Origin of the sequence: Streptosporangium sp. LJ11 (genome assembly GCF_051918945.1) — a bacterium.
Taxonomy (GTDB): Bacteria; Actinomycetota; Actinomycetes; order Streptosporangiales; family Streptosporangiaceae; genus Streptosporangium.
This window is the reverse complement of record NZ_JBPXMB010000010.1, coordinates 33,206-56,092: the sequence shown is the minus strand read 5'-3', so window position 1 is coordinate 56,092 and position 22,887 is coordinate 33,206. Positions and strand designations below refer to the sequence as shown.

The window sequence follows — 22,887 nt, the reverse complement described above, 5'->3', positions numbered from 1 at the left end:
CGGGACCCCGGGGACCGGGATCAGGACCTCCGGGGCCGGGGGCTCCGGGACCCGGAACTCCAGGGCCGGGGATTCCGGGGCCGGGGATTCCGGGGCCGGGGACGGCCGGGTCGGGAAGGCCGGGACCGGGAGTGCCCGGCCTCGGGGAACCTGGTCTCGCGACGCCGCCGGTCCCACCGTCCTCGCCGGAGCCGTCGAGGCCGTCAGGGCCGTCGAGGCCGTCAGGGCCGCCGAGGCCGTCGGAGTCGCCGGAGCCATTGGGGCCGTCGGAACCGCGGAGGCCATCAGGACCGTCAGGTGGCTCGCCGTCGACCGGTTCAAAACCGTGCATGTTTCCCCTCAGCGGTCATGGAAGGCCGCTCGGCGGCTGCGGAACTGTTCGGTGAGCACCGCCACGTGCTCGCGCCGGTAGCCCTGCTCCATCGCCCTCAGCACGCGCTCGCGCATCACACCGAGGTAGGACTGGTCGATCCCGGCCCGCTCCGCGATGTCCGCCAGGTTGTTGAGAACGCCCAGGTGCGAGGTGAGCGGAGCCTGCTCGAAGGTGTAGTCACGGCGCGCGATGAGACCGAGGCCGACGCCGATCGTGTTCTGGAAACCGGGGTCGTAGAGCGGCACGGACTCCGCGAAGTCGTTGAGGGGGACTCCCATGCTCTCCGCGATGGCCGAGCATTCGAGGAAACCGTTGACGAAGGCGTAGTAGAAGGCGCTGGAGACGACGTGGTAGGCCTTGGCGTAGCCGGGGTCGGGGCCCAGGCGCACCTGCTTGCCGGACAGCGCCTCGGTCACGCCCGCCAGCTCCTTGAAGTCCTCGGCCGCCCCGCCGTAGACGGTGAAGCAGTCTTCGGTGCCGATGGCGTCCGGGTAGTTGAGGATCGCGGCCTCCAGGTATCTGCCTCCCGCGGCCTCCACCCGCTTCCGCAGGGGGGCGACGTCGTCGGGGATGCCGCTGGCGTGCTGGACGACGAGCCTGCCGGAGAGATCGGCCGCGGTCTCGTCGAGGACCGCGTGGGTGATCTCGTAGTCGAGAAGGCACAGCAGCACGATCGGGGAGGCCTCGATCGCTTCGGCGGCCGTCGCGTGGAGGTGGACGTCCCGTCCCGCGAGCCTCTCCGAGCGTTCCGGCGTACGGTTCCAGACCGAGACCTCCAGGCCCGAGTCGACGCAGGCCCGTACGATCGCGGAACCGACCACCCCGGTCCCGATGACCGTCACATCCGTCATGTCAGTGCTCCATCCTGGTGAAGGTCATGACCACCCCGCCGATCTCGGCGGCGTCCGCCCACGCGGTGAAGGCGGCGGGTGGCCGCCCGGCGCCGGGCGTCCCGCGTCCGGCCTCCGGCCGCGCCCTGCGCTCCCGCGGCCCGCGCGCGAGCCGGGAGAAGGAGTCACGCACGTCCTCGGTGATGTCGACGAGCTCCGTGGCGGCCATCCCGGCCCGCCGCGCCGCCGACAGGTGGTCTTCCGGCGCGTCGAGCGACACGGCGTTCGGCATGGCCAGGTGGGGGCCGACGCGCTCGCGGACCTTCTCGGTCATCGCAACCCGCGGGTAAGGCGTCTCGACCACCAGGCGGCCCCCCGGGCGCAGGACCCTGGCGATGCTCCGGTAGAGGGCCGCGACGTCCAGGTTCGGGGTGACCTCGAGGGCCAGCACCGCGTCGAACGAGGCGTCGGCGAACGGCAGGTCCATCGCGTCGACGTGCCGGAACCGCACCATCTCCGCCACGCCCTGCGCCTCGGCGTGCTCGGCTCCTTCGCGCAGTGCCTCCCGGTCGATGTCGATCGCCACGACCCGCGCGCCCAGGGTCCGGGCCAGGCGCACGGCCGGGCGGCCGTTGCCACAGCCCACGTCCAGCACCCGGGAGCCCTGCCCCACCCCCAGCCTGGCCACCACGAAGTCGGTCATCCGCTCCGTGGCCTCCAGGATCGGCGCGACGTCCTGGGAACCCCCCTGGAAGCCGTGGTGCCGGTCGGGCCCCGCGATCCCGCCCACCAGCGCCGTGAGCTCGTTGTAGGTCGACTCGATCTTCGAGGACGGCGAGAGACCGGTCCTGACGTTTCCCGCGCCCATCCGGAATTCGGAGTCGTCACCATCCAGACCAGAAATGAGACACCCCCTTTAACCAGAATCAACCCGGCTCAAGCAGAGAAACGCGACTTATCCCGATAGGCGCACATCGCCGGTTGGGCGAATCCGCCGGTTGGGCGAAACACTAGCAGTGGGCGCCGATCCCATCGATGATCCTGAATATTGGTTTCTCGCCAGACAAGGTCAACGTTTCCACTGACATCAACATGGACGCCACCTCCTTTCGCCATAAAGCCATTCATCAGCAAAGGGGACCTAAAGTCGATCTCCTTCTCCCCGGTCATTCCTTTTCCGGTCCGCGGGCATTCCGACCACGGGAACCGGCCGGTCGCACCGACCCCGTTCCGGCCTGGCGGCACAGGTCGCGGGCTCGTCCTGGACCGCCGGGTTCGACCAAGGAACAAAGAAGTCCCCGACGGGGGAACCGCCGAGGGGATCCGACGAAAAACAGCCGGCGTCGACAGCCGCCCTTGGGCTCCGTCCGCGTTACGCCAAGCCTCCGCGGCCGGAACACCCGTGGCGCGACGACAAGGAACCGGAGAAAGAAAGGTCCTCGTAGTCCCGGAACGCACGCTGTCCGGATGTTCGGGAAAAATATCAACGATTCACATTTTATCGCTTTATAGCTCTACGCGTCTTCCGGTCCGCGAGCACCCCTGTACGGTTCCACACCACCGACGACGGGCACGAGGATTCCCCGCCCACCCCGCTCCGCCCACCGCGCCGGGCCCGGTGCGCGACATATCCCGCACCGGGTCGCCCGGCCCGGCAGAACGGCAGGGGCCGCGGGCGGGACAGCGGAACGGCCGGCGGCGCAGCAGGGGCGCAGCAGGGGCGCAGCAGGGGCGCAGCAGGAGCAGCGAACCGTCTCCCGAACGGGCCCCGACCGGAGGCGATGCCCTCCCGCACGCCCCGGGCAGCGGCGCGCCGCGCGTCAACGTGGCGTCACCGCTTCCGGCATCCCCGTCTGAATCACGTAGAGATCACACCGAAATCCACTGAAAGGGAGATAACGTCATTTTCGTACGAGTTCTCACCAGGAGGAAGCAATGTCGGAAGTCCCGTTATACGTACCGGTCCGTGAAGGCGCCTTCAGCATGTCGCTGCGGCTGTTCAGGACCGATTCGGGCAGGAGGACGGCAGCCGCCTTCTCCTCGCCGATGTGCCTGACCAAGGTGCTCGGCACCGGCCAGCGCTGGATCCGGCTCACCGAGCCCGCGCTCCGGCACATGATCGAAGATCTGGACGTCACCGGCATCGTGATCGACCCCGCCGGGACGACGGCTCAGCGGACATCCCCTCAGGCCGCGTGATGTGCGTTCTCACGCAGGACCGGGAATACCAGACCGCCTCCGCGTCGGAAGGCGTACCGGAACACCGCCCGACGGCCGGAACCGTCGGCACGCCCCATCGCCTCCCGTCACCGTCACCGTCACCGGGGGAACGGTCCGCCCGTACGGCGAACCCGTCGACCTGGCGCGGGTTCCTGCTCGCACGTCCCCCGGTCATCCGCCTCGGCGGTCCCGGACCTGATGTCGTGCCACCTCGTCCCTGACCGGTGCTTCGACGCGCACACCGCGAGACGCGGTCTCAGGTGGCCTGCTGCGAGGCGGCGGCCTCGGGGCGCAGGTCGGCGAGACTCAGCCGGTGCGCGGGCTCGTCGGGCAGCACGACCCGGCGGGTGGGGTCGAGGCCCGGTCCGATGTGGAGCAGCTCGCCGGGCTCCATCGGGCACCAGTCGGGATGGTCGTCCATGTGCTCGCTGGCGACCACGAAGGCGGGGACATCCATCAGGTCGCGGGAACGGACGCGGATGCGGCCGTCGGTGCCGCTCTGGTCGAGGTGCCGTCCGCCGCGGCACCCGCCCGCGGCACGCTGGAGCACGTACAGGTGGTGGGTGTCGGGGTAACGCAGCGCCCACAGATCCCGCGGGGTGCTGAGGACCAGGTTGAGGGCGTAGACGGGCAGGTTCTCGGCGACCCAGCGGGCGGCGGCCTCGATACCGGCGGCGACGTCGCCGCCGTGCGCCCTGGTCTCACGGGTGATCAGCGCGAAGAAGCGCTCGGAGTCGGTCTCCCCCTCGACCAGATCCCGGTACTCGCCCAGCTCCGCGTCGAGTTCGTCCAGGCCCTCGATCACCCCGTTGTGGGCGAAGAGCCGCCCGTCCTGCAGGAAGGGATGCGTGTTGCGTTTCTCCAGGCCACCGGTGGAGGCGAAACGCACGTGGGCCACGAAGGTGGCGGATTCCGTCTCCTTGGCCTCCTCGGCGAAGCACTGGTCCCGGTAGGCGGCGACGGGCGTCTTGTGCACCTCCGGGGTGCCGTCGGTGTCGAAGTACCCCAGACCGGTCCCGTCGGGATAGCGGCGGCTCTGCTCGCTCATGCTGACCGGCGCGTCCAGAAGCCAGAAGGTGGCACACGTGCGCCGAGGCGCGCTGCTCATGCCAAACAGACGGCACATCCCGATCTCTCCTTCTCCCTCGTCCTCCGCCCGGCCGGTTCTCCCCCGTCCGGCGCGGACGTCTTCGATCGTCGCCGCGTACCTTCAGCCGTGGCCGTGACGGCGAGGGCTCTTGCCCTCGGTACCGTGCGCGAAGCCTCCGGCGTCATCGGCGGTGCGGCGCGGTTCGCCCTGAGCCTCCAGCCGGGGCAGCACCCTGCGCAGGTCCTCCAGCAACAGATCGGCCAGGTCGTGGCTGAAGCCGTTGCGGACGACGACGCGCAGTACCGCCAGGTCCGTACGGTTCCGGGGGAAGGTGTAGGCGGGCACCAGCCAGCCGCGCTCACGCAGCGCGGCGGAGACGTCGAAGACCGTGAAGCCGCCGACCCCCTTCCGTACCCGGAAGGCGAACACCGGGATCTGGCCACCGTCGGTGATCAGCTCGAACGGGCCCAGCTCGGCGATCTCCCCGGCCAGGCGGGTCGCCACGTCCCGGCACGTCCGCTGCACCCGGCGGTAACCGTCGAAGCCCAGCCTCAGGAAGTTGTAGTACTGCGCGACCACCTGGGCGCCCGGCCGGGAGAAGTTCAGCGCGAAGGTCGGCATGTCCCCGCCGAGGTAGTTGACGTGGAAGACCAGGTCGTCGGGGAGCGCCGGGGAGTCGCGCCACAGCGCCCAGCCCACTCCGGGCATCACCAGGCCGTACTTGTGCCCGGAGGTGTTGATCGACGCCACCCGCGGCACCCGGAAGTCCCAGTGCAGGCCCGGGTCGAGGAAAGGGGCGATCATGGCACCGGAGGCGCCGTCCACGTGGATCGGCACGTCGAGGCCGGTGCGGGCCTGCAGCTCGTCCAGCGCCGCCGCGATGTCGGCGACGGGCTCGTAGCTACCGTCGAACGTGGAGCCGAGGACGGCGACGACACCGATGGTGTTCTCGTCGCACGCCTCGACCGCCGTCTCGGGGCTCAGGTGGTATCGATCACCCTCCATGGGCACGTACCGGGGTTCGACGTCGAAGTAGTCGGCGAACTTCTCCCAGCAGATCTGCACGTTGACGCCCATCACCAGGTTGGGACGCTCGACGGGGCGGCCCTTCGCGCGGCGCCGGTGCCGCCAGCGCCGTTTGAGCGCCAGACCGCCCAGCATCGCCGCCTCGCTCGACCCGGTCGTCGAGCAGCCTGTCGCGCGGTGGGGGTCCTCGGCGTGCCAGAGCCGGGCGAGGATGTCCACGCATCGCTTCTCCAGCTCCGCGGTCTGCGGATACTCGTCCTTGTCGATCATGTTCTTCTCGACGCACTCGGCCATCAGCCTCAGCGCCTGCGGCTCCGCCCAGGTGGTGACGAACGTCGCGAGGTTCAGCCGCGCGTTGCCGTCCAGCATCAACTCGTCGTGCACCAGCTGGTAGGCCGTGTCCGGCTCCATCTCCCCGTCCGGCATGGCGTGGCGCGGGACCCGGAGGGGCTCCCGGCTGAAGATCGGGTTGATCTCCAGATCCCGGCTTCCGCGCCCGGGGTGACCGGGCTGCCGCAAAGGCATCGTCCATGTCCTTCCCGAGCCGACCAAGCATCGTGAGCTGGAGTTTTCCCCCTGAACGGGGTACCCCGCCACCGCCGCGCGACACCACCTTGAGACGGGTGGGGCCCGGGACCGTCCGGTCGCGGCGGCCGGCTCACCGATGTTCGCCCCCTCCCGACCACCCCGGTTGCCGCGTGCGGACGGCTCGGTACCGTCAACGAGCGTGCTCCTCGGTTCGATCCGGTCGCGGCGTGCCCCGCCGGGAGCGCGCCGCCGGCCACACGTGCCACGCGACCACGTAGCCGGCCAGGACGACGCCGCTCCCGATCATCCCGCCCAGGATCACGCACCGCACCAGGTCGTACAGGCTCACCGCGGCACGGTCGCCGCTCCCCAGCACGACCGCGCCGACGGTCGCGGCGCCCGCCCCGGCGGCCAGGACCCACCCGCGCGACCGCCCCGTCACGCCGGGCAGGCGTCCCGGCCGTACGGCGGCGCGCCGATACCACAGGACGAACCAGCAGGCCAGGACCACGAGCCCACCCAGCGAACTGACGTACATCACCACGTTGAACACCCGGTGCGCCCCGACGACCGAGACGCGCATCGCCGGCCAGTGCACCACGGCGAAGCCTCCCACCTGGGTGAACCCGTCCCACACCAGGTGCGTGGCGACGCCTGCCAGCAGCGCGGCCACCACCGCGATCCCGCGCCCGGACGGCGCCGGGTCGGGCAGCCGCGCGCGCAACCCGTCCGGGGCGAGCGCCGTCAACGGCGCGCGCAGCAACAGGTTGAAGACGACGAGCACCGCCACTCCCACGGGCAGATCCACCAGCAACGCGCCCGGCCAGCCGTGGGTGGTCCTTGAGGAGAAGGGCAACGGCAGGTAGTACGGCAGGTCGGGCACCATGGCGCCGATGGCCAGCGCCGAAGGGGGTAACCACCGCCGCAGCGGCAGGATCGCGACGGCGTGGCTCAGGGTGAAGGGCATGTCCCATTATCGACGTCGTCGACGCGGGCGGTGATCATGCCGGACGGCCGGTCATCCGCGGACGGTGATCATGCCGGAGGCCGGTCATCCGTGGCCGGCGCCGAGGTCGTCCCGTCCGCGCCGGTAACCCGGTGGCCGTCCGGCGGCCACCCGTGGCACGGTGTACCGGTGTCCGATCTCATCAGAGCGCCCCGCTCGGTCGCCGAAGCCGTCGCCGCCGAGCGAGACGGGGAGCGGTTGCGTTACCTGTTCTTCTGGGGCCACCGGCCGCCGCGGGACGGCGGGGTCGGCGCCGGATGCCTCAGCCAGTGGTGGGAGGCCGTCTTCACCTCGGAGGGGCACGACTTCCGGTCGGCCGAGCACTACATGATGGCGCACAAGGCATGGCTGTTCGGTGACGACGGGACCGCCGCGCGGATCCTCGCCGCCGGGCACCCCGGCGAGGCCAAGAAACTCGGCCGCGAGGTCCGCGGCTTCGACGAGGCCGTGTGGGACGAGCACCGCTACGAGATCGTGGTGCGCGGCAACATCGCCAAGTTCGGCGAGCACCCCGAGCTGAGGGACTTCCTGCTCGGCACCCGCTCCCGCATCCTGGTCGAGGCCAGCCCCGTCGACCGGGTCTGGGGCATCGGGCTCGCCGCCGACGACGAACGCGCCGCCTCCCCCGCCACGTGGCGAGGCCTGAACCTGCTCGGCTTCGCCCTCATGGACGCCCGCGACGCCCTTGGCGCCTCATCGTGAAAGGGCCGGGACCCGCCTCGATCGAGGCGGAGTCCGACCAGGCCGTCGGTCGAGGGTCCGGGGGTGTTTAAGCTGGTGCGCCGTGCGGCACCGCCCTCGTTTGTCGCCGGGCCGGGCATGAACGCCGATTCCTCGAGGGAGGAGACAGGGTGACGCCGTGGGAGATGCTCGCCGTCTTCGCGGCGGGCGCCTGCGCCGGCGCCGTCAACACCGTCGTCGGCTCCGGGTCGCTGATCACCTTTCCCGTTCTGCTCGCCACCGGGATGCCGCCCGTCACCGCCGCGGTCTCCAACACTCTCGGCTTGATCCCCGGCTCCATCAGCGGGGCGATCGGTTATCGCGCGGAGCTCGGCGGCCAGGGTCGGCGCATCCTGAAGATGAGCGTCGGCGCCCTGCTCGGCGGCCTCACGGGGGCCACGCTTCTGCTGACCCTGCCCGCCACGGCGTTCGAGAGGATCGTGCCGGCCCTGGTGGGCCTCGCCCTCGTCCTGGTCATCTTCCAGCCCTGGATCGGCAGGAGCGTACGGCGACGCCGCGAACGCGTCAGCGGCACCGCCCATCCCGACGGCGGCCCGCTGCTTCTCACCGGGCTGACACTCGCCAGCGTCTACGGCGGCTACTTCTCCGCCGCCCAAGGGATCATCTACATGTCCCTGATGGGCGTGCTCCTCGACGAGACCATGCAACGCCTCAACGCCGCGAGGAACGTCCTCGTCGCCGTCGTCAACACCGCCGCCGCGATCTTCTTCCTCTTCTCCGCGGATTTCGACTGGACGGCCGTCGCGCTCATCGCGGTCGGTTCCGCCTTCGGCGGCTCGATCGGGGCCAGGGTGGGCCGCCGGCTCAGCCCCGCGGTGCTGCGCGGCCTCATCGTGGCGGTCGGCACCGTCGCCATCGTCCAGTTGCTGCGCCCCTGACCCAGGACCTTCGTACCGCGCGGTCCCCGTCCCGGGCGCCGTTGCCGGAACTTCGGCACGTGTCCGGCACGGCCAACCGCCGGGGACCGAGGCGATCAGTGACAGCCGGACGCGCCGAAAGCGCCCTCGACCGCGAACACGCAGATCAGGGGCGCTTTCCGGGTGGTCACGGAGGGTAGGGCGGGCGGGACTCGAACCCGCGACCCAGGGATTATGAGTCCCCTGCTCTAACCGGCTGAGCTACCGCCCCTCGCGCACGCCGTACGCGGCATTCAACCAAACGTAGACGCTGTTCGCACACCTGCCGGGCGGGACGGGTTCAAGATGTGACCTTCAGTGGAACCGAGCCCCGGCGTACTCGCTACCCTACTGCTGAACCTTGTTGAGGAGTGTTGGATCATGCGCGTTGTTGAAGCTTTCAGGGACTCGTACGGCACGGAACCGGCCGGGGTGTGGCACGCCCCGGGGCGGGTCAACCGTTCGCGCTGCCGTGGGGGGTGACCGCGGCGGTGTCGCCGCGCGAGGACGGGGTGGTCAGGCTGCGGTCGCTGCAGGCGGGCGGGCCGGTGACGCTGGCGACGCTGGACGAGGCCGAGGGCTGGGCCCGCTACGTGGCCGGGGTGTTCTGGGCACTCGGCGAAGCGGAGCGGGAGCAGGGGCAGGGGCAGGGACAGGGCCGGGGGCGCTCGGTCGGCGGTGCGGATGTGGTGATCGACGGGGACGTGCCCCGGGGGGCGGGACTGTCGTCGAGCGCGGCGCTGGAGGTGGCCGTCGGCACCGCGCTGAACGAGCTGTACGGGCTCGGCCTGACCAAGATGGAGATCGCCCTCGCCGCGCAGAAGGCCGAGAACGACTTCGTGGGCATGCCGTGCGGGATCATGGACCAGGCGGCCTCCGCCTTCGGCGAGGAGGGGAAGGCGCTGTTCATGGACTGCCGGAGCCTCGGGACCAGGAGCATCCCGTTCGACCTGGCGAGTCACGGCCTGCAGCTGCTGATCATCAACACCGGGGTGCACCACGAGCTCGCCGACGGGCAGTACGCCCGCCGTCGCAAGGACTGCGAGAACGCCGCCAAGCACCTGGGCGTCGACGCGCTGCGCGACGTCACGGACCTGGCGGGCGCCCTCGCGCGGCTGAGCGGCGACGAGCGCAGGCGCACCCAGCACGTGGTGACGGAGAACCACCGGGTCGAGGCGGTGATCGGGATGCTGCGAGCCGGTGCGGTACGGGAGATCGGGTCGCTGCTGAACGCCTCCCACCTGTCGCTGCGCGACCAGTTCGAGGTGTCCTGCGCCGAGCTGGACGTGGCCGTGGAGTCGGCGGTCAGGGGCGGGGCGCGGGGGGCGCGGATGACCGGGGGCGGGTTCGGCGGGTCGGCGATCGCGCTGGTCGCCGACGACCGGGTGGAGTCCGTACGGGAGTCGGTGACCGGGGCCTACGCCGAGCGCGGCTGGGCCGCGCCGGAGATCTACCCGGCGACCCCGGCCGCGGGAGCCCGCAGGTTGCTCTGACCACCCCGCCCGCTCCCGCGCACAGGATCATCCGACGGCCGGCAGGGTGATCTCGGAACCGGTTCCGAGATCACCCTGCCGGCCGTCTCCACTCCCGAGGTCACCCGGCCGGCCGGCTCGATCCCGTACCCGCGCCGGAACCCGGCCCCGCCACCGGGTCCACCCCCGCCCCCGGCCTCGAACCCGAATCCGCCCCCGGAGCCGGGCCCGGCCCGGACGGCCAGTCGGGCATCAGCGGCGGGCCGTCCCGCTCCGCGTTCCGGACCATCCGGCGCAGGAGATCGTCGAGGACCTCGCGCTCCCCGGGGTCGAGCGGGCCGAGCAGTTCCCGCTCCGAGAGGTCGCCCTGATCCATGCGCTCCTGCCAGACAGCGCGCCCGGCGGGGGTCAGGGCGACGAGCAGGCGGCGGCGGTCGCCGGGATCGTGCACGCGGTCGACGTATCCGGCCTGTTCCAGCCGGTCGAGCCGGTTGGTCAGCGTTGCCGGGTGGGTGTCGAGCCACCCGGCCAGCACGGAAGGGGTCACCCGGTAGGGCGGCCCGGCCGCGACCAGGTGGTGGAGGACGTCGAACTCCCAGGGCTTGAGCCCTCCCTCGCTCAGCCAGGCGTCCTTGCTCCGCTTGAGCAGCCGCACGAGCGCCTGCATGCGCGTGATGATCCCCTCGACCTGCGGATCCAGGTCGGACAGCTCCCGGGACCAGTGCGCGATGTGCCGGTCGATGGAATCAGGCTCTGGCATCCCCAAAGGGTAACGCCGCACTCCGCCGAGTCGTCGTCGACATCGCGCCGCCTTTAATACGGATGCATATATTATGTTTTCGTAGTAAATTTCCGTTCATGACCCCCTTGCGCGACTCATGGGCTCCCCTGCGGGATCCTCGCTTCCGCCTGTTGTGGACCGGCCAGACCCTCTCGCACGTCGGCGACTCCATCACCGTCGTGGCCCTCGCGCTGGCGATCGTCACCGCGACGGGCTCGGCCACCGATCTCGGGGTGGTCCTGGCCGCCCAGTCGATCGCCACGGTGGCGCTGATGCTGCCCGGCGGCGTGTGGGCCGACCGGCTCCCGCGCCGCCGCGTGATGATGGGCGCGGACGTGGTGCGCGGGCTCGCCCACGCCGCCATGGGCCTCGAGCTGATCACCGGTACGGTCGACATCGTCCACCTGGCGGCGCTGGCCGCCGTCTCGGGAGCCGGTTCCGCGTTCTTCCTGCCCGCCACGACCGGCCTGGTGCCCGCCACCGTGACGGCGGAGCACCTTCCCCGGGCCAACGCGCTCATGGCGATCGCCCAGCGCGGGTCCATGCTGCTCGGCCCGGGGATCGCCACCGCCCTCGCGCTGACCGCCGGGCCCGGCTGGGCACTGCTCCTGGACGCCGCGACGTTCACGGCCAGCGCGGTGCTGCTGGGCCGGCTCCGGCTCGCGCCGATCCCGCCCGCGCCGCGCGAGCGGTTCGTCAGGCAGCTGGCCGAAGGCTGGGCGCAGCTGCGCCGCCACCGGTGGTACTGGACGAACCTCGTCGGCCACTCCCTGTGGAACCTCAGCCGCTGCGCCCTGATCACGATCGGGCCCGTGATCGCCGTCACGAGCCTCGGTGGCGAGCTCGCCTGGGGCACGATCGTGCAGGGTGGCACGGTCGGCGCCCTGTGCGGCGCGCTGCTGGCGCTGCGGGCGAGGCCGCGAAGGCCTCTCGTCGTGGCAAACGTCGCGCTCACGCTCGGCGCCCTGCCCCTGGTCCTGCTCGCCGCCGAGGCGCCCGCGCTGATCGTCGCGGTGGCCTACGGGCTGATGACCGGCGGCCTGGCCTTCATGTCCCCCATGTGGGAGACCGCCGTGCAGGAGCACATCCCGGCCGAGGCGATCTCACGGGTGTCCGCGTACGACTGGCTGCTCTCCCTCGGGCTGACCCCCCTCGGCATGGCCCTGGCCGGGCCGCTGGCCGGGGCGGTGGGCACGGCCCCCACCCTGTACGGGGCGGCGGCGCTGCTGGCGGTCTCCTGCCTGGGGGTGCTGGCCCTGCCCGACATCCGTGGCCTTCGTCAGGGCTCGGCCGGCACCAGCTTGGGCACCGCGCCGAGCAGCTCGCGGGTGTAGTCGTGCCGGGGCAGGAAGAACACCTCGTCCACGTGTCCCTCCTCCACGACCCTCCCTCCGCGCATGACCAGCACCCGGTCGGCGACGTGGTGGACCACCCCGAGGTCGTGGGAGATGAAGATCAGCGCGGTCCCGTCGGCGGCCTGGATCTCCGCGAGCAGGTCGAGCACCTGGGCCTGGATCGACACGTCCAGCGCGGAGACCGGCTCGTCGCAGACGAGCACGTCGGGACGGGTGGCGAGGGCCCTGGCGATGGCCACGCGCTGGCGCTGGCCGCCGGACAGGCGCCGGGGGTGCCGGCCGGCGACGTCCGCCGGGAGGCCGACCCGGTCCAGCAGCTCGGCCACCCGGTCGAGGAGAACGCCGCGCGAGGAACCGCGCTCCGAAGGGATGCCACGCGAGGAACCGCGCTCGAAAGGGGCGCCGCCCGAAGACGCGCTCCCGGAGGAGACGCCGCGCGGAAAGCCGCGCTCGAAGGAGGCGCCGAGGAGGGGTTCGGCCACCAGGCGGCCCACCGTGTAGCGGGGATCGAAGGAGTCGAGCGGATTCTGGGAGATCACCTGGATGCGGGACCTGCGGGAACGCCGCCTGCGCTCGCGGATCCCCGACCAGGGCTCGCCGCCCAGCCGGACCTCACCCGAGGGGGGTTCGAGCAGTCCGAGGACGAGCCGGGCGACCGTGGTCTTCCCCGAACCCGACTCTCCCACGATGCCGAGCGTCTCACCGGGGTAGACCTCGAAGGACACGTCGTCGACCACCGTGCGCGAGCCGTACGCGGCCGACACCCCCGAGACCTCCAGGATCGGCGCGGTGTGGTCCACGGTCCGCTCCGGCAGCGGGGTGCGCAGCGCGATCCCCCCTGCCGCGATGGCGGACAGGCGGGTGCCGCGCGAGACGGCGGAGGGGACGGCGGCGAGCAGCAGCCTGGTGTAGTCGTGCCGGGGCGCGGACAGCACGCGTCCCGTCGGCCCCTCCTCGACGATCACCCCGTCCTTCATGACCAGTACGCGGTCGGCGACCGCGGAGACCACGGCGAGGTCGTGACTGATCATGAGCAGCGCGGTGCCCTCGGCCTTGCGGGCGGCGAGCAGCCGCAGGATCTGGGCCTGCACGGTGACGTCGAGTGCGGTCGTCGGCTCGTCGGCGATGATCAGGGGCGGGCCCGCGGCGATGGCGGAGGCGATCAGGGCGCGCTGGCGCAGTCCCCCGGACAGCTGGTGGGCGTACTGCCTGGCCCGCACCTCCGGTTCCGGCACCCCGACCGCCTCCAGCAGCTCGATCACCCTTTCCCTCCGGGCGGCGCGGGGTACGACGTCGTGGGTGGCGAGCACCTCGGCGATCTCGTCGCCGACGGTACGGAGCGGGTCGAGCGACGTCAGCGCGTCCTGGAACACCAGCCCCGCGAACCGCCCGCGCAGCCGTCGCCAGTCACGGGCGCCGAACCGGAGCGCGTCCCGGCCGTTCACCGCGAACCGGGAGGCCGTGACCTCGGCGACCTCGGCGACCTCGGCGACCTCGGCGCCCGTGCCGGTCAGCCCGACCAGCGTCCTGGCCGTGACGCTCTTGCCGGAGCCGGACTCCCCGACGATCGCCACGCACTCGCCCGCCTCGATCGACAGGCTCACTCCCCGTACGGCCCGCACCCCCGCCCGGGGGAAGCCGACCCGCAGGTCCTCGACGTCGATGAGGCTCACCGGTTTCTCCCCTCGAAACGGCGCTGCAGGCGGCGCCCGACGAGCGTCAGGCTGATGACGGTCAGGGTGACGGAGAGACCGGGGAAGAGCACGGTCCACCAGGCGACGCGCAGGTAGTCGCGGGCCTCCGACAGCATCGAGCCCCACTCCGGGCTGGGCGGCTGCGGGCCCATGCCGAGGAAGCTGAGCCCGGAGGTGGCGATGACGGCGGTGCCCATGCCGATCGTGGCGAGCACCGGCAGCGGGCCCAGCACGTTGGGCAGCACGTGGCGGGCGACCAGTACCGGCCTGGCCAGCCCGAGGGTGACCGCCTGTTCGACGTAGCCGGAGCGGCGCACCACGAACGTCTGGGCGCGGATCACCCGGGCGTAGTTGGGGATCTGCGCGATGCCGATCGCGAGGATCACGTTGCCGGTGCCGGGACCGGTGATGGCGATGACCAGCAGGGCGAGCAGCAGTTCGGGGAAGGTCGCCACGACGTCGAACAGGCGGCTGAGCAGCTCGTCGACGTGGCGGGGGGACAGCCCGGCCAGGACTCCCAGCAGGGCACCGGCCCCGGCGGCGAGCAGGACTGCGGCGGCGCCGATGCTCAGCGAGTGCCCGGCGCCGTGGACGACGCGCGACAGCACGTCACGGCCGAGGTGGTCGGTGCCGAACCAGTGCTCGGCACTCGGCCCGGCGAGCGCGTGCAGCGGGTCGGCGGCCAGCGGGTCGGCATCGGTCAGCAGGCCGGGCGCCAGGGCGGCGACCGCGGCGACCGCCAGGAACAGCAGCGGCGCGACCAGCGGCGCGCTGAAGCCGTACCCGCGCCCGGCCGGAGCCGGGGCGACGGCCGCGACACCGGGGACCTCCGTGATCGTCGTCATCGGCTTCTCCTCGGGTCGTACGGCGAGGGCGTCCCTCCCGGCGGGACCACCGCCGGCTCCTTGCGCGACGGGACCGTCATCGGCTCCTCCTGAGGCGGGGGTCGATCGCGAGGTAGGCGAGGTCGACGATCGTGCTGACCGTCACGTAGGCGAGGGCGGATACCAGCACGACGGCCATCACCAGGGGCATGTCCTTGCCGTTCACCGCGCCGACGGTGACCTGGCCGAGTCCCGGGCGGCCGAACACGGCCTCCACGATGATCGCGCCGCCGAGCAGGAAGCCGACGAACCAGCCGGTGAGGGTGACGGCGGGGAGCAGCGCGTGGCGCAGCGCGTGCCGGGCGACGAGCCGCCACTCGGTGATGCCGCGCGAGCGGGCGGTCACCGCGAACGGCTCCTCCAGCGCCCGTTCCAGGCCCTCGCGGAGCACCTGGCCGAGCACCCCCGCGATCGGCAGCCCGAGCGCGAGCCCCGGCAGCACGAGGGAGACGAGTCCCCTGTCCCCGGCGACGGGGAACCAGCCGAGGGTGAAGGAGAAGACGGCGAGCAGCAGGATGCCGATGAGGAACGGCGGGACCGAGACGACGACCAGCTCCGCCAGCCCGACCAGGCCGCCGAGCCAGGGGCGGCGGCCGGCGGTGGTCAGGGCGAGCACCAGGGCCAGGACGACCCCGAAGAGCGCGGCGGTGAGCGCGAGCTGGATCGTCGGCCAGATCTGCGAGGCCAGGACGTCGCCGACGCCACGCTGCAGGATGTAGGAGCGGCCCAGGTCTCCCCGCAGCAGGCGGAGCAGATAGTCGCCGTACTGCTGGAGCGGGGAGCGGTCCAGCCCCCACTCGGCGATGATCTGCGCCCGCCGCTCGGGGGTGTCGAGGCCGTCGCCGACGAGCACGTCGACCGTGTCGCCGGGGGCGAACATCAGGGCGAGGTAGGCCGCGGTGGCGGCGGCCCAGAGCACGGCGACGCCCGCTCCGAGCCGCCGGACCACCGGGCCGAGCCACCCGGCGGCGGCCAGCCCCCGCCGGGTGAGTGTGAGAGTGCTCACGTCCCTGTCCGGACGTCGTAAGCACTGTCGGGAGTGCCGGAGACCGGCTCGAAGGTGATCCCGGTGACCGAGGCGCGGTGGGCGATCTGGTCGGCGGGAACGTAGAGCGGGAGCAGGAGCGCCTCGTCGGTGACGACGGTCTTCTGCACCTTCGCGTAGAGCTCCTTGCGCTCGGCGAGGTCGGAGGTGGCCGACGCGTCGGCGAGCAGCTCGTCCAGCTCGGCGTTCCCGAACTTCGTGCGGTTGATCGCGGCGTCCTTCACCAGGATCAGGTTGAGCGCCGCCCCGGCGTCGGTGTCGCCGCGCGAGTTCTCGAAGATCTCGTACTCGTTGTCGTCGACGGCCTTCTGCGCGGTGCCCTGGTCCACGATCTTGACTTGGAAGTCGATCCCCGCGCTCTGCTTGACGGCCGCCTGGACGGCCTGGGCGAGGACGTCGCGGCGGTCGCGGACGAACGGCGCGGCGTTGACGGTGCGCACGGTCAGCCTCTTGCCGTCCTTGACCCGGAAGCCCTCGGCGTCGCGCTCCTTCCAGCCCGCCTCGTCGAGCAGCCGGTTGGCCCGCGCCGGGTCGTCGCCGAAGGTCTTCTCCAGCGAGGGGTCGTAGAACTGCGGGCTGCCCTGGCCGATGACGCTCCAGGCCCGCTTGGCGGTGCCCTGGTAGACGGAGGTGAGCACCGCGTCCACGTCGACGGCGTCGCGGAAGGCCTCGCGGACCCGCCTGTCGTCGAACGGGGGGCGGGAGACGTTGAAGTAGTAGGAGAACGCGCTTCCGGAGTTGAGGCTGGTCTCCAACCTCAGCTCGGGGTCGCCCTTGATGAGGCCGATCTCGGTGGCGGGCACGCCCTCGATCACCTGCACCTGCCCGGAGGTGAGCGCGCCGACCCGTACCGCCGCCTCGGGCAGGAAGCGGTACGTGATGTCGGCCAGGTGCGCCGGCCCCTGGTGGGCGGAGCCGGTGGGCGGCCAGTTGTAGTTCGGGTTGCGCCTGTAGTGGACCTCCTGGCCGGGGACGAACCGGTCGAGGACGAACGGCCCGGTGCCGACCACGTCGACGCCGCCCGCCTTGAGGTCCTTGGCGCTCTTCAGCGACTTCGGGGAGACCTGGCCCGCGTACGGGGAGGAGAGGAAGTCCAGGAACAACCCGTCGGGGGCCTTCAGCGTGACCTTCAGGGTGTGCGGCGCGGTCGCCTCCGCCCTGTCGAAGTTGCGCAGCTGGACGGCGCTGACCGCGGCGTTGTAGCCGGGCGAGACGAGCTGGTCGAGGTTGGCCTTCACCGAGGCGGCGTCGAACTTCTCGCCGTCGTGGAAGGTGACGTCGTCGCGGAGCTCGAAGGTGTAGGTCAGCCCGTCCTCGGAGACCTTCCAGGACGTGGCCAGCCACGGCAGGAACTCGCCGTTCCGCCCCCGGGCGATCAGGGCGTCGAACTGGTTGTGGACCAGCAGGCGGGCCTTGTTCTGACCCCACTGGTGCGGGTTGAAGGTGATCGGCTGTGTCTCCACCGCCCACACGAGCGACCCGCCGTCACCACCGTCACCACCGCCGCCCTCACCGCCGGCCGCCGCGCTCGGGGCCCCGCTCTCGGCTCCGCACGCCGTGAGCGCCAGCACCCCGGCGAGCGCCAGGGCGCCCCATCGCAACTTCACGTTCTTCTCCTCGTGCTTCGGTACGACATGCCTCTGTACGGCGTGCTGCTGCGCGGCGTGCGTTTCCACGGCGTGCTTCTGCGCGGCGGGCTCGGACGGCTCGGTGAGGCGCCGGCCGGGACGACCGGCGTGATCAGGGCGGTTCATGCGACGTGCCGTCGTATCTGGGTTCCGGCGGCCTCGGACAGCACGATCCGGGCGAGGGCGTCGGCGTGGCGGAAGAGCGGGGCGTTGAGGTGCGGCCTGGCGAAGCCGCCGGTGGCCCGGCCGCCGACGACCCAGGGGCCGAAGGCGAACCTGCGGGGGTGCGGGGTGCCGGACCTGTCGAGCAGGCGGCGGTCGGCGGGCCGTACGCTCACCAGACCCGACTCCTCGTCGAGCTCGCCCCGGTCGCGGAGCGCGGCGATGAGCGGGTCGACGGCCCGGCTCACGCTGGGCGCGGGCAGCCTGGCCTCGACGAGGGTGGTGGCCGTCACGCCGCCGGGCACGGTGGGACTCTGTGCCCGCCAGCGCCCGTCGTGGTGGTCGACCTTGAGGTCCGCGCCGAGGAAGGTGACCACCCCCGCCCTGGCCAGGGCGCGCAGCTCCTCCAGCCGGGGTCCCGGCGGGCCGCTGGCGACGTAGCTGAAGAACCCGCCGAACCACGGGTCGGAGACGCCCAGCTCGGCGAGGACACCGTAGACGGAGAGCAGCCCGAGGATCATGGCGTGGTCGGCGCTGTGCGCCGGATCCGAACGTCGTTCCAGGTCGACGGTGAGATAGCCGCGCATCCACTTCTGCAGGCCGGCCTGGTCGCCGAACCGGATGCCGTCCAGCGGCCGGTCGAGCCGGTCGAAGTCGAGCCGGTCCGGGTGCCGGGGCACGGCCTCGCGGATCAGCCTGCGCATCCCGAGGCTGCGCCACTCCTCGGCGGCGAAGCCCTCCTCGAACTGCGCCCAGCCCAGTTTGGCGCGCTCGGGGTGGGCGGTGATGAGCTCGTGGTAGTACGCGAAGGCCAGCTCCTTGGCGACCAGCGGCCACACGTCGCGGCGGAAGTTCCACGGTCCCTCCCCCAGCGTCTCGCGGGTGAGGAAGCGCGGCACCGGCGGGCGGGCGCCGGTGAAGGGGTAACCGGTCTTGGAGTGGTACGGCACGCCGCGCCGCGACCCCACGCGCAGGAGGGGCTCGCGCCCGTTGGGCAGGTAGACCAGCTCCCCGTCGTACTCGCGGACGAACCGGCCGCCCCGGCCCGAGGTGAGCAGCACCATCAGGTCGACGAAGGCCAGCCCCATCCCCCGCACGATCACCGGCTCTCCCGCGGGAACGCCGTCCAGGTCGAGGTCCGCCGCGTAGCCGGTGGGCAGGTAGCGCAGCCCCCCGCGCGCGGCCAGATCGGCCAGCGCGCTCTCCTCCCTCGTCGGCGTCACGTCGCCGTGTCCCTGGGCCAGGATCACCGCGTCGGCCTCGATCGTCCGGCCGTCGTCCAGCGTCACCGCCTGCCCGCCGGGGACGTCGGCGAGGTCGACGGCGCGGGCGGCGTGCACGTGCACCCGGACGCCGCGCGGGGCGTTCGCCACCGCCTGCCGGAAGACGTGGGAGAGGTAGCCGTTCTGTGCCGGGCGGGAGGCGAACCTGCCGGGGTCGCCGCCGAGCCACTCGGCCAGCGTGGGTCCGGGGCGGATCGGTCCCTCGCAGCGCACCGACTCGTCGGTGAAGAGCGTCACGTCGGCGGCGGCGGAGTTCATCCAGAGCAGGTCCGGCTGGTCGTGGCGCCAGACGCGCCCGCCGCCCGGCGGGTGGGGGTCGATCACGTGGACGTCCAGCGACGGCCAGCCGAGCAGGTCGGCGGCGTTGGCGCAGATGCGCTCCACCAGGCAGGTGCCCGTCGGCCCGGCGCCGACGACGGCGATCGAGGCGCTCATACGGCGGCTCTGCGGTGCGGCTGGTCCCAGTCGGCGTGCGACGGCTCGACCGGGATCCGCCAGGCGTCGGTCTCGCCCGACGTACGGGCGATGACGGCGAAGTCGGTGTTCTCGCGGAAGGCGGGGTGGGCGTACAGGTCCCTGGCGTAGGCCCACAGGTTGGGGAAGGCGGTCAGCGGGCGCTCGCTGATCCTCGCCGCCGGGTTGTCGCTCAGGTCGAAGCGGAGCAGGGTCGGCCAGAGCCGCACGTCCGCCTCGGTGATCCCCGAGCCGAACAGGAACCTGCGGTCGGCCAGGCGGGCGTCCAGCTCGTCCAGGAAGGCGACCACGGCCCCGCGCGCCTCGGTGTACGCGGTCTCGGTGGTGGTCGCCGCCACGCGGCCCGCCGCCGTGTTGACGATCTCGTAGATCCTCGTGTTGAGCTCGTCGATCTCCGGCCTGAGCTCCTCGGGGTAGAGGTCGGCCTCGGGGTCGCCGCCGAACCGGGTGGCCAGGTCGATCGTGATGTCGGGGAAGTTGTTGCTGACGATGCGGCCGGTCGTCCTGTCCCACAGGACCGGCACCGAGACGTGCCCGTCGAAGCCGGGCTCGGTCACCTCGTACGCCTGCCGAAGGATGGTGAACCCGTTGACCGGGTCGGCCCCGCGCCGCTCGCGGAACGCCCACCCGCGCCCGTCGCGCTCGTCGTCGACGTAGGAGAGCGAGACCGCGTCCTGGAGTCCCTTGAGGGAGCGCACGATGGCCGCGCGCTGCGCGTACGGACAGACGGCCGCGACGTAGAGGTGATAGCGCCCGGGCTCGGCGGGGAAGGCGGATGTGCCGATCCGCCCCTGGAAGGGGTAGCGCGGGCCGGGCCTGCCACCGGGCCGGTAGTGGCCGTGGGTGTCGAGGTCGACGGGGCTCGCGTGGTTCAGTGTGCTGGTCTTCGACATGTGGCGCTCCCGGCATGTCTCGGTGACCCTGGTTGAGGGGGTCCGCGCTTGCGGCACGCCCACCGTGCCGCCAGGTCTCCCCCGGAGGCACCCCGCCGCGGTGCGAGGGTTGCCGGTCAGCCAGCCGGGGCTTCTCACTGACGCTCTTAACCTATTTAGAAGGTAGGAAATACATAGATCTCTGTCAAGGCTTAGTGTCGTGGAATGTCCTATGAGAGCGTGAACGTGGTCTACCGCAAGTACGACGGATCACTGCACTGGCATCACCGCGGCCTGCTGCTCGGCGAGGACGAGCACGGGGTGTGGACGGGCTGCGTGGCCGACTCCAGTGGCCACAAGGGCGACGGTCCCGCGGTCCCCTGGCCGCATCCGTTCGTGATGCTCTTCCCGCGCGACGCCTGGTGGACGGCCGCCTTCAACGCCGCCCCGCACAAGCACGAGATCTACTGCGACGTCTCCACGGTGCCGGAGTGGAGAGACGGCGAGGTCACCATGGTCGACCTGGACCTCGACGTGATCCGGACCCGCCGGAACCTGCTGAAGGGCCGCCCGAGCAGGGTCTTCCTGGACGACGAGGACGAGTTCGAGGAGCACCGGGTCAAGTACGCCTACCCGACCGACGTGGTCGAGAACGCCCGAGCCTCGGCCGCCTGGCTGATGGAGGCCGTCACCTCCCGCACCGCCCCCTTCGGGGACGCGCCGCGCTGGCTCACCCTGGTCGGCTGAACCATGGGCGGGGGTGCCGGGGGTGGCGACCCCCACCGCCCCGGCACCCCCGCGACCTCAGCGGGCGCGGTGGCGGAACATCCTGGCGGAGAGGACCGCCGAGACCAGCAGGAAACCGCCGCACCAGGCCAGCGCCTTCCACGGGTCGCCCCCCACGGGCCGGTCGAGCAGCAGGCCGCGTACGGACTCGATGATCGGCGTGGCCGGCTGGTTCTCCGCGAACCCGTGCAACCACGCGGGCATGGTGTGCACCGGGACGAAGGCGCTGCTCGGGTAGGGCAGGAACATCACCAGGAAGGTGAAGGCGCCCGCGGCCTCCGGCGTCCTGGCCAGCAGGCCGACCAGGGCCGAGACGGCGGACATGGCCAGGACGAACACCACCAGGACGCCCACCGCCGCGGCCCAGCCGGACAGGCCCGCGTCCGCCCGGAAGCCGAGCAGGAACGCGACGGCGAACACGATGGCGAGCGAGGTGAGGTTGCGCACGGTGCTCGCGGCCACGTGCCCGCCCAGGAACGCCCCGCCGCCGACGTCCATCGACCTGAACCTGTCGACGATCCCCCGGCTCATGTCGTGGCTGACGGCGACCGCGGTCAGGGAGGCGCCGTAGGAGGCGCACATGACGAGGATGCCGGGGACGGCGTAGGTGACGTAGTCGGTGCCGGTCTGTATCGCGCCGCCGAACAGGTAGACGAACAGCAGCATGACCAGGACGGGCATCAGGAACGAGGTGAGCAGCGCGTCGAGGTTGCGCAGCGACAGGCGGACGGCACGGCCGGTCATCACCGGCCAGGCGGCGAGTTCAGACACCGGCCCGCTCCCTGTCCGTCAGCGCGAGGAACGCGTCGTCGAGCGTGGCGCCGCGCACGGTGAACCTCTCGACCGCCGAACGCCCCGGGTCCACCTCGTCCAGCAGGGCGCGGATCCCCGTGGCGCTCCCGTCGGTGGCCGCCCCGACGGTCAGCGTGGCGAGATCGGCGTGGAGGGCCCGCGCCCCGAGAAGGCGCGTCACCTCGGCGAACGACCGCGCGTCGGACAGGACGAGGTCCAGCCGCCAGGCGGCGACCCTCGCCTTGAGCTCGTCGGCGGTGCCCTCCGCCACCACCCGCCCGCCGTCGAGCAGCGCGATCCTGTCGGCCAGGCTGTCGGCCTCCTCCAGATACTGGGTGGTCAGGAAGACCGTGGTACCCGTGCCGGTGAGCTGGGTGATCACCTCCCACATCGCCTGCCTGCTCCGCACGTCGAGACCGGTGGTCGGCTCGTCGAGAAAGATCACCGACGGCGCGCCGACCAGCCCCGCGGCCAGGTCCAGCCGTCGCCACATGCCGCCCGAGTACGTGCCGACCCGCCGCCTCCCCGCCTCGACCAGGTCGAACCGCTCCAGCAGCTCGGCCGCCCTGCGGCGGGCCGCCGCGCGCGACAGACCGGACAGGCGGCCCATCATCCGCAGGTTCTCCTCGCCGGTCAGCAGCTCGTCGACCGCCGCGTGCTGGCCGGTCAGGCTGATGGCGCGGCGGACCCGGCGGCGGTCGCGCACGACGTCGAACCCGGCCACCGTGGCCCGCCCCGCGTCCGGCCTGACCAGCGTCGCCAGGGTGCGCACGGTCGTGGTCTTGCCCGCGCCGTTCGAACCGAGCAGCGCGTACACGCTGCCCCTGGCGACGCGCAGGTCGACACCGGTCAGGACGGCGACCCGGCCGTAGGACTTGGTGAGGCCGACGACCTCTATCGCTGGTTCCACTGCCCCTCCTGCGTATGGCGTACGCTCTACTGTTTATGG

General features: G+C 72.0%; 19 protein-coding genes, 1 tRNA gene, 1 pseudogene and 1 riboswitch. Of the genes and pseudogenes, 6 read left to right on the top strand and 15 right to left on the bottom strand.

The window, feature by feature from the left end; genetic code table 11:
* Positions 1 to 339: 339 nt before the first annotated feature.
* Positions 340 to 1,224, bottom strand: a complete 885-nt coding sequence (locus ACTOQ3_RS16540) for an NAD(P)-dependent oxidoreductase (protein WP_440084264.1) — start codon at positions 1,222 to 1,224, stop codon at positions 340 to 342.
* Between the two features lies 1 nt (position 1,225).
* A complete protein-coding gene (locus ACTOQ3_RS16535) occupies positions 1,226 to 2,071 on the bottom strand; it encodes an SAM-dependent methyltransferase (protein ID WP_440084263.1) in 846 nt (281 codons plus the stop codon).
* 1,067 nt (positions 2,072 to 3,138) lie between these two features.
* On the opposite strand from ACTOQ3_RS16535, the gene ACTOQ3_RS16530 reads away from it, so the two are divergent.
* Positions 3,139 to 3,402 (top strand): SAV_915 family protein, encoded by a 264-nt coding sequence (locus ACTOQ3_RS16530; RefSeq protein ID WP_440084262.1) that lies wholly within the window; start codon positions 3,139 to 3,141, stop codon positions 3,400 to 3,402.
* 277 nt (positions 3,403 to 3,679) lie between these two features.
* Here the strand turns inward: ACTOQ3_RS16530 and ACTOQ3_RS16525 are convergent, their stop codons facing one another.
* From ACTOQ3_RS16525 to ACTOQ3_RS16515, 3 genes are all read right to left on the bottom strand, one after another.
* Positions 3,680 to 4,549, bottom strand: coding sequence for a class II glutamine amidotransferase (locus ACTOQ3_RS16525; RefSeq protein ID WP_440084261.1), 870 nt, complete (start codon positions 4,547 to 4,549; stop codon positions 3,680 to 3,682).
* A gap of 84 nt (positions 4,550 to 4,633) precedes the next feature.
* A complete protein-coding gene (locus tag ACTOQ3_RS16520) occupies positions 4,634 to 6,064 on the bottom strand; it encodes a glutamate decarboxylase (RefSeq protein WP_440084260.1) in 1,431 nt (476 codons plus the stop codon).
* Between the two features lie 193 nt (positions 6,065 to 6,257).
* A complete protein-coding gene (locus ACTOQ3_RS16515; RefSeq protein ID WP_440084259.1) occupies positions 6,258 to 7,034 on the bottom strand; it encodes a DUF4184 family protein in 777 nt (258 codons plus the stop codon).
* Between the two features lie 168 nt (positions 7,035 to 7,202).
* On the opposite strand from ACTOQ3_RS16515, the gene ACTOQ3_RS16510 reads away from it, so the two are divergent.
* Positions 7,203 to 7,775: an NADAR family protein gene (locus ACTOQ3_RS16510; RefSeq protein WP_440084258.1), complete on the top strand. Its 573-nt coding sequence runs from the start codon at positions 7,203 to 7,205 to the stop codon at positions 7,773 to 7,775.
* Between the two features lie 149 nt (positions 7,776 to 7,924).
* Positions 7,925 to 8,692 (top strand): sulfite exporter TauE/SafE family protein, encoded by a 768-nt coding sequence (locus ACTOQ3_RS16505; RefSeq protein WP_440084257.1) that lies wholly within the window; start codon positions 7,925 to 7,927, stop codon positions 8,690 to 8,692.
* 176 nt (positions 8,693 to 8,868) lie between these two features.
* Here ACTOQ3_RS16505 and ACTOQ3_RS16500 read toward each other — a convergent pair.
* Positions 8,869 to 8,942: transfer RNA gene (locus ACTOQ3_RS16500), tRNA-Ile, on the bottom strand.
* Positions 8,943 to 9,091: 149 nt separating this feature from the next.
* Between ACTOQ3_RS16500 and galK the strand changes: the two are divergent.
* Positions 9,092 to 10,203 (top strand): annotated as a pseudogene (gene galK / locus ACTOQ3_RS16495) (galactokinase).
* Between the two features lie 100 nt (positions 10,204 to 10,303).
* On the opposite strand, the gene ACTOQ3_RS16490 reads toward galK, so the two are convergent.
* A complete protein-coding gene (locus ACTOQ3_RS16490; RefSeq protein WP_440084256.1) occupies positions 10,304 to 10,942 on the bottom strand; it encodes a MarR family winged helix-turn-helix transcriptional regulator in 639 nt (212 codons plus the stop codon).
* Positions 10,943 to 11,040: 98 nt separating this feature from the next.
* On the opposite strand from ACTOQ3_RS16490, the gene ACTOQ3_RS16485 reads away from it, so the two are divergent.
* Positions 11,041 to 12,297: an MFS transporter gene (locus tag ACTOQ3_RS16485; protein WP_440084255.1), complete on the top strand. Its 1,257-nt coding sequence runs from the start codon at positions 11,041 to 11,043 to the stop codon at positions 12,295 to 12,297.
* Here ACTOQ3_RS16485 and ACTOQ3_RS16480 read toward each other — a convergent pair.
* The 6 genes from ACTOQ3_RS16480 to ACTOQ3_RS16455 all read right to left on the bottom strand — a co-directional run bounded on the left by ACTOQ3_RS16480 (position 12,243) and on the right by ACTOQ3_RS16455 (position 20,381).
* Positions 12,243 to 13,991 (bottom strand): dipeptide ABC transporter ATP-binding protein, encoded by a 1,749-nt coding sequence (locus ACTOQ3_RS16480; RefSeq protein ID WP_440084254.1) that lies wholly within the window; start codon positions 13,989 to 13,991, stop codon positions 12,243 to 12,245. The two genes, ACTOQ3_RS16485 and ACTOQ3_RS16480, sit on opposite strands and share 55 nt — an antisense overlap.
* On the bottom strand, positions 13,988 to 14,857 hold the full coding sequence (locus tag ACTOQ3_RS16475) for an ABC transporter permease (RefSeq protein WP_440084253.1): 870 nt from the start codon (positions 14,855 to 14,857) through the stop codon (positions 13,988 to 13,990). Before ACTOQ3_RS16475 ends, ACTOQ3_RS16480 begins: the two co-directional genes overlap by 4 nt.
* A 76-nt stretch (positions 14,858 to 14,933) precedes the next feature.
* Positions 14,934 to 15,902: an ABC transporter permease gene (locus ACTOQ3_RS16470; RefSeq protein WP_440084252.1), complete on the bottom strand. Its 969-nt coding sequence runs from the start codon at positions 15,900 to 15,902 to the stop codon at positions 14,934 to 14,936.
* Positions 15,899 to 17,695, bottom strand: coding sequence for an ABC transporter substrate-binding protein (locus ACTOQ3_RS16465; RefSeq protein ID WP_440084251.1), 1,797 nt, complete (start codon positions 17,693 to 17,695; stop codon positions 15,899 to 15,901). Before ACTOQ3_RS16465 ends, ACTOQ3_RS16470 begins: the two co-directional genes overlap by 4 nt.
* The gene (locus ACTOQ3_RS16460; RefSeq protein WP_440084250.1) at positions 17,692 to 19,449 is read right to left on the bottom strand and encodes an FAD/NAD(P)-binding protein; all 1,758 of its coding nucleotides are present in this window, start codon (positions 19,447 to 19,449) and stop codon (positions 17,692 to 17,694) included. The genes ACTOQ3_RS16465 and ACTOQ3_RS16460 overlap by 4 nt, the downstream gene beginning before the upstream one ends.
* Entirely contained in the window at positions 19,446 to 20,381 is a 936-nt protein-coding gene (locus ACTOQ3_RS16455) for a glutathione S-transferase C-terminal domain-containing protein (RefSeq protein WP_440084249.1), read from the bottom strand. Before ACTOQ3_RS16455 ends, ACTOQ3_RS16460 begins: the two co-directional genes overlap by 4 nt.
* A gap of 39 nt (positions 20,382 to 20,420) precedes the next feature.
* A riboswitch (SAM riboswitch) is annotated at positions 20,421 to 20,533 on the bottom strand.
* Between the two features lie 52 nt (positions 20,534 to 20,585).
* On the opposite strand from ACTOQ3_RS16455, the gene ACTOQ3_RS16450 reads away from it, so the two are divergent.
* Entirely contained in the window at positions 20,586 to 21,107 is a 522-nt protein-coding gene (locus ACTOQ3_RS16450; RefSeq protein ID WP_440084248.1) for a DUF402 domain-containing protein, read from the top strand.
* A 57-nt stretch (positions 21,108 to 21,164) separates the two neighbouring features.
* Here the strand turns inward: ACTOQ3_RS16450 and ACTOQ3_RS16445 are convergent, their stop codons facing one another.
* Positions 21,165 to 21,917 carry an ABC transporter permease gene (locus ACTOQ3_RS16445; protein WP_440084247.1) on the bottom strand — a complete coding sequence of 251 codons (753 nt, stop codon included), beginning with the start codon at positions 21,915 to 21,917 and terminating at the stop codon, positions 21,165 to 21,167.
* Positions 21,910 to 22,848 (bottom strand): ATP-binding cassette domain-containing protein, encoded by a 939-nt coding sequence (locus ACTOQ3_RS16440; RefSeq protein ID WP_440084246.1) that lies wholly within the window; start codon positions 22,846 to 22,848, stop codon positions 21,910 to 21,912. Before ACTOQ3_RS16440 ends, ACTOQ3_RS16445 begins: the two co-directional genes overlap by 8 nt.
* Positions 22,849 to 22,887 lie beyond the last annotated feature (39 nt).

Bases quoted from the DNA above. Each gene is read 5' to 3' on its own strand.
- ACTOQ3_RS16450 (WP_440084248.1), top strand. From the start codon at position 20,586: ATGTCCTATGAGAGCGTGAACGTGGTCTACCGCAAGTACGACGGATCA.
- ACTOQ3_RS16460 (WP_440084250.1), bottom strand. From the start codon at position 19,449: ATGAGCGCCTCGATCGCCGTCGTCGGCGCCGGGCCGACGGGCACCTGC.
- ACTOQ3_RS16465 (WP_440084251.1), bottom strand. From the start codon at position 17,695: ATGAACCGCCCTGATCACGCCGGTCGTCCCGGCCGGCGCCTCACCGAG.
- ACTOQ3_RS16535 (WP_440084263.1), bottom strand. From the start codon at position 2,071: ATGGGCGCGGGAAACGTCAGGACCGGTCTCTCGCCGTCCTCGAAGATC.
- ACTOQ3_RS16530 (WP_440084262.1), top strand. From the start codon at position 3,139: ATGTCGGAAGTCCCGTTATACGTACCGGTCCGTGAAGGCGCCTTCAGC.
- ACTOQ3_RS16515 (WP_440084259.1), bottom strand. From the start codon at position 7,034: ATGCCCTTCACCCTGAGCCACGCCGTCGCGATCCTGCCGCTGCGGCGG.
- ACTOQ3_RS16490 (WP_440084256.1), bottom strand. From the start codon at position 10,942: ATGCCAGAGCCTGATTCCATCGACCGGCACATCGCGCACTGGTCCCGG.
- ACTOQ3_RS16520 (WP_440084260.1), bottom strand. From the start codon at position 6,064: ATGCCTTTGCGGCAGCCCGGTCACCCCGGGCGCGGAAGCCGGGATCTG.
- ACTOQ3_RS16485 (WP_440084255.1), top strand. From the start codon at position 11,041: ATGACCCCCTTGCGCGACTCATGGGCTCCCCTGCGGGATCCTCGCTTC.
- ACTOQ3_RS16455 (WP_440084249.1), bottom strand. From the start codon at position 20,381: ATGTCGAAGACCAGCACACTGAACCACGCGAGCCCCGTCGACCTCGAC.
- ACTOQ3_RS16540 (WP_440084264.1), bottom strand. From the start codon at position 1,224: ATGACGGATGTGACGGTCATCGGGACCGGGGTGGTCGGTTCCGCGATC.
- ACTOQ3_RS16525 (WP_440084261.1), bottom strand. From the start codon at position 4,549: ATGTGCCGTCTGTTTGGCATGAGCAGCGCGCCTCGGCGCACGTGTGCC.
- ACTOQ3_RS16475 (WP_440084253.1), bottom strand. From the start codon at position 14,857: ATGACGACGATCACGGAGGTCCCCGGTGTCGCGGCCGTCGCCCCGGCT.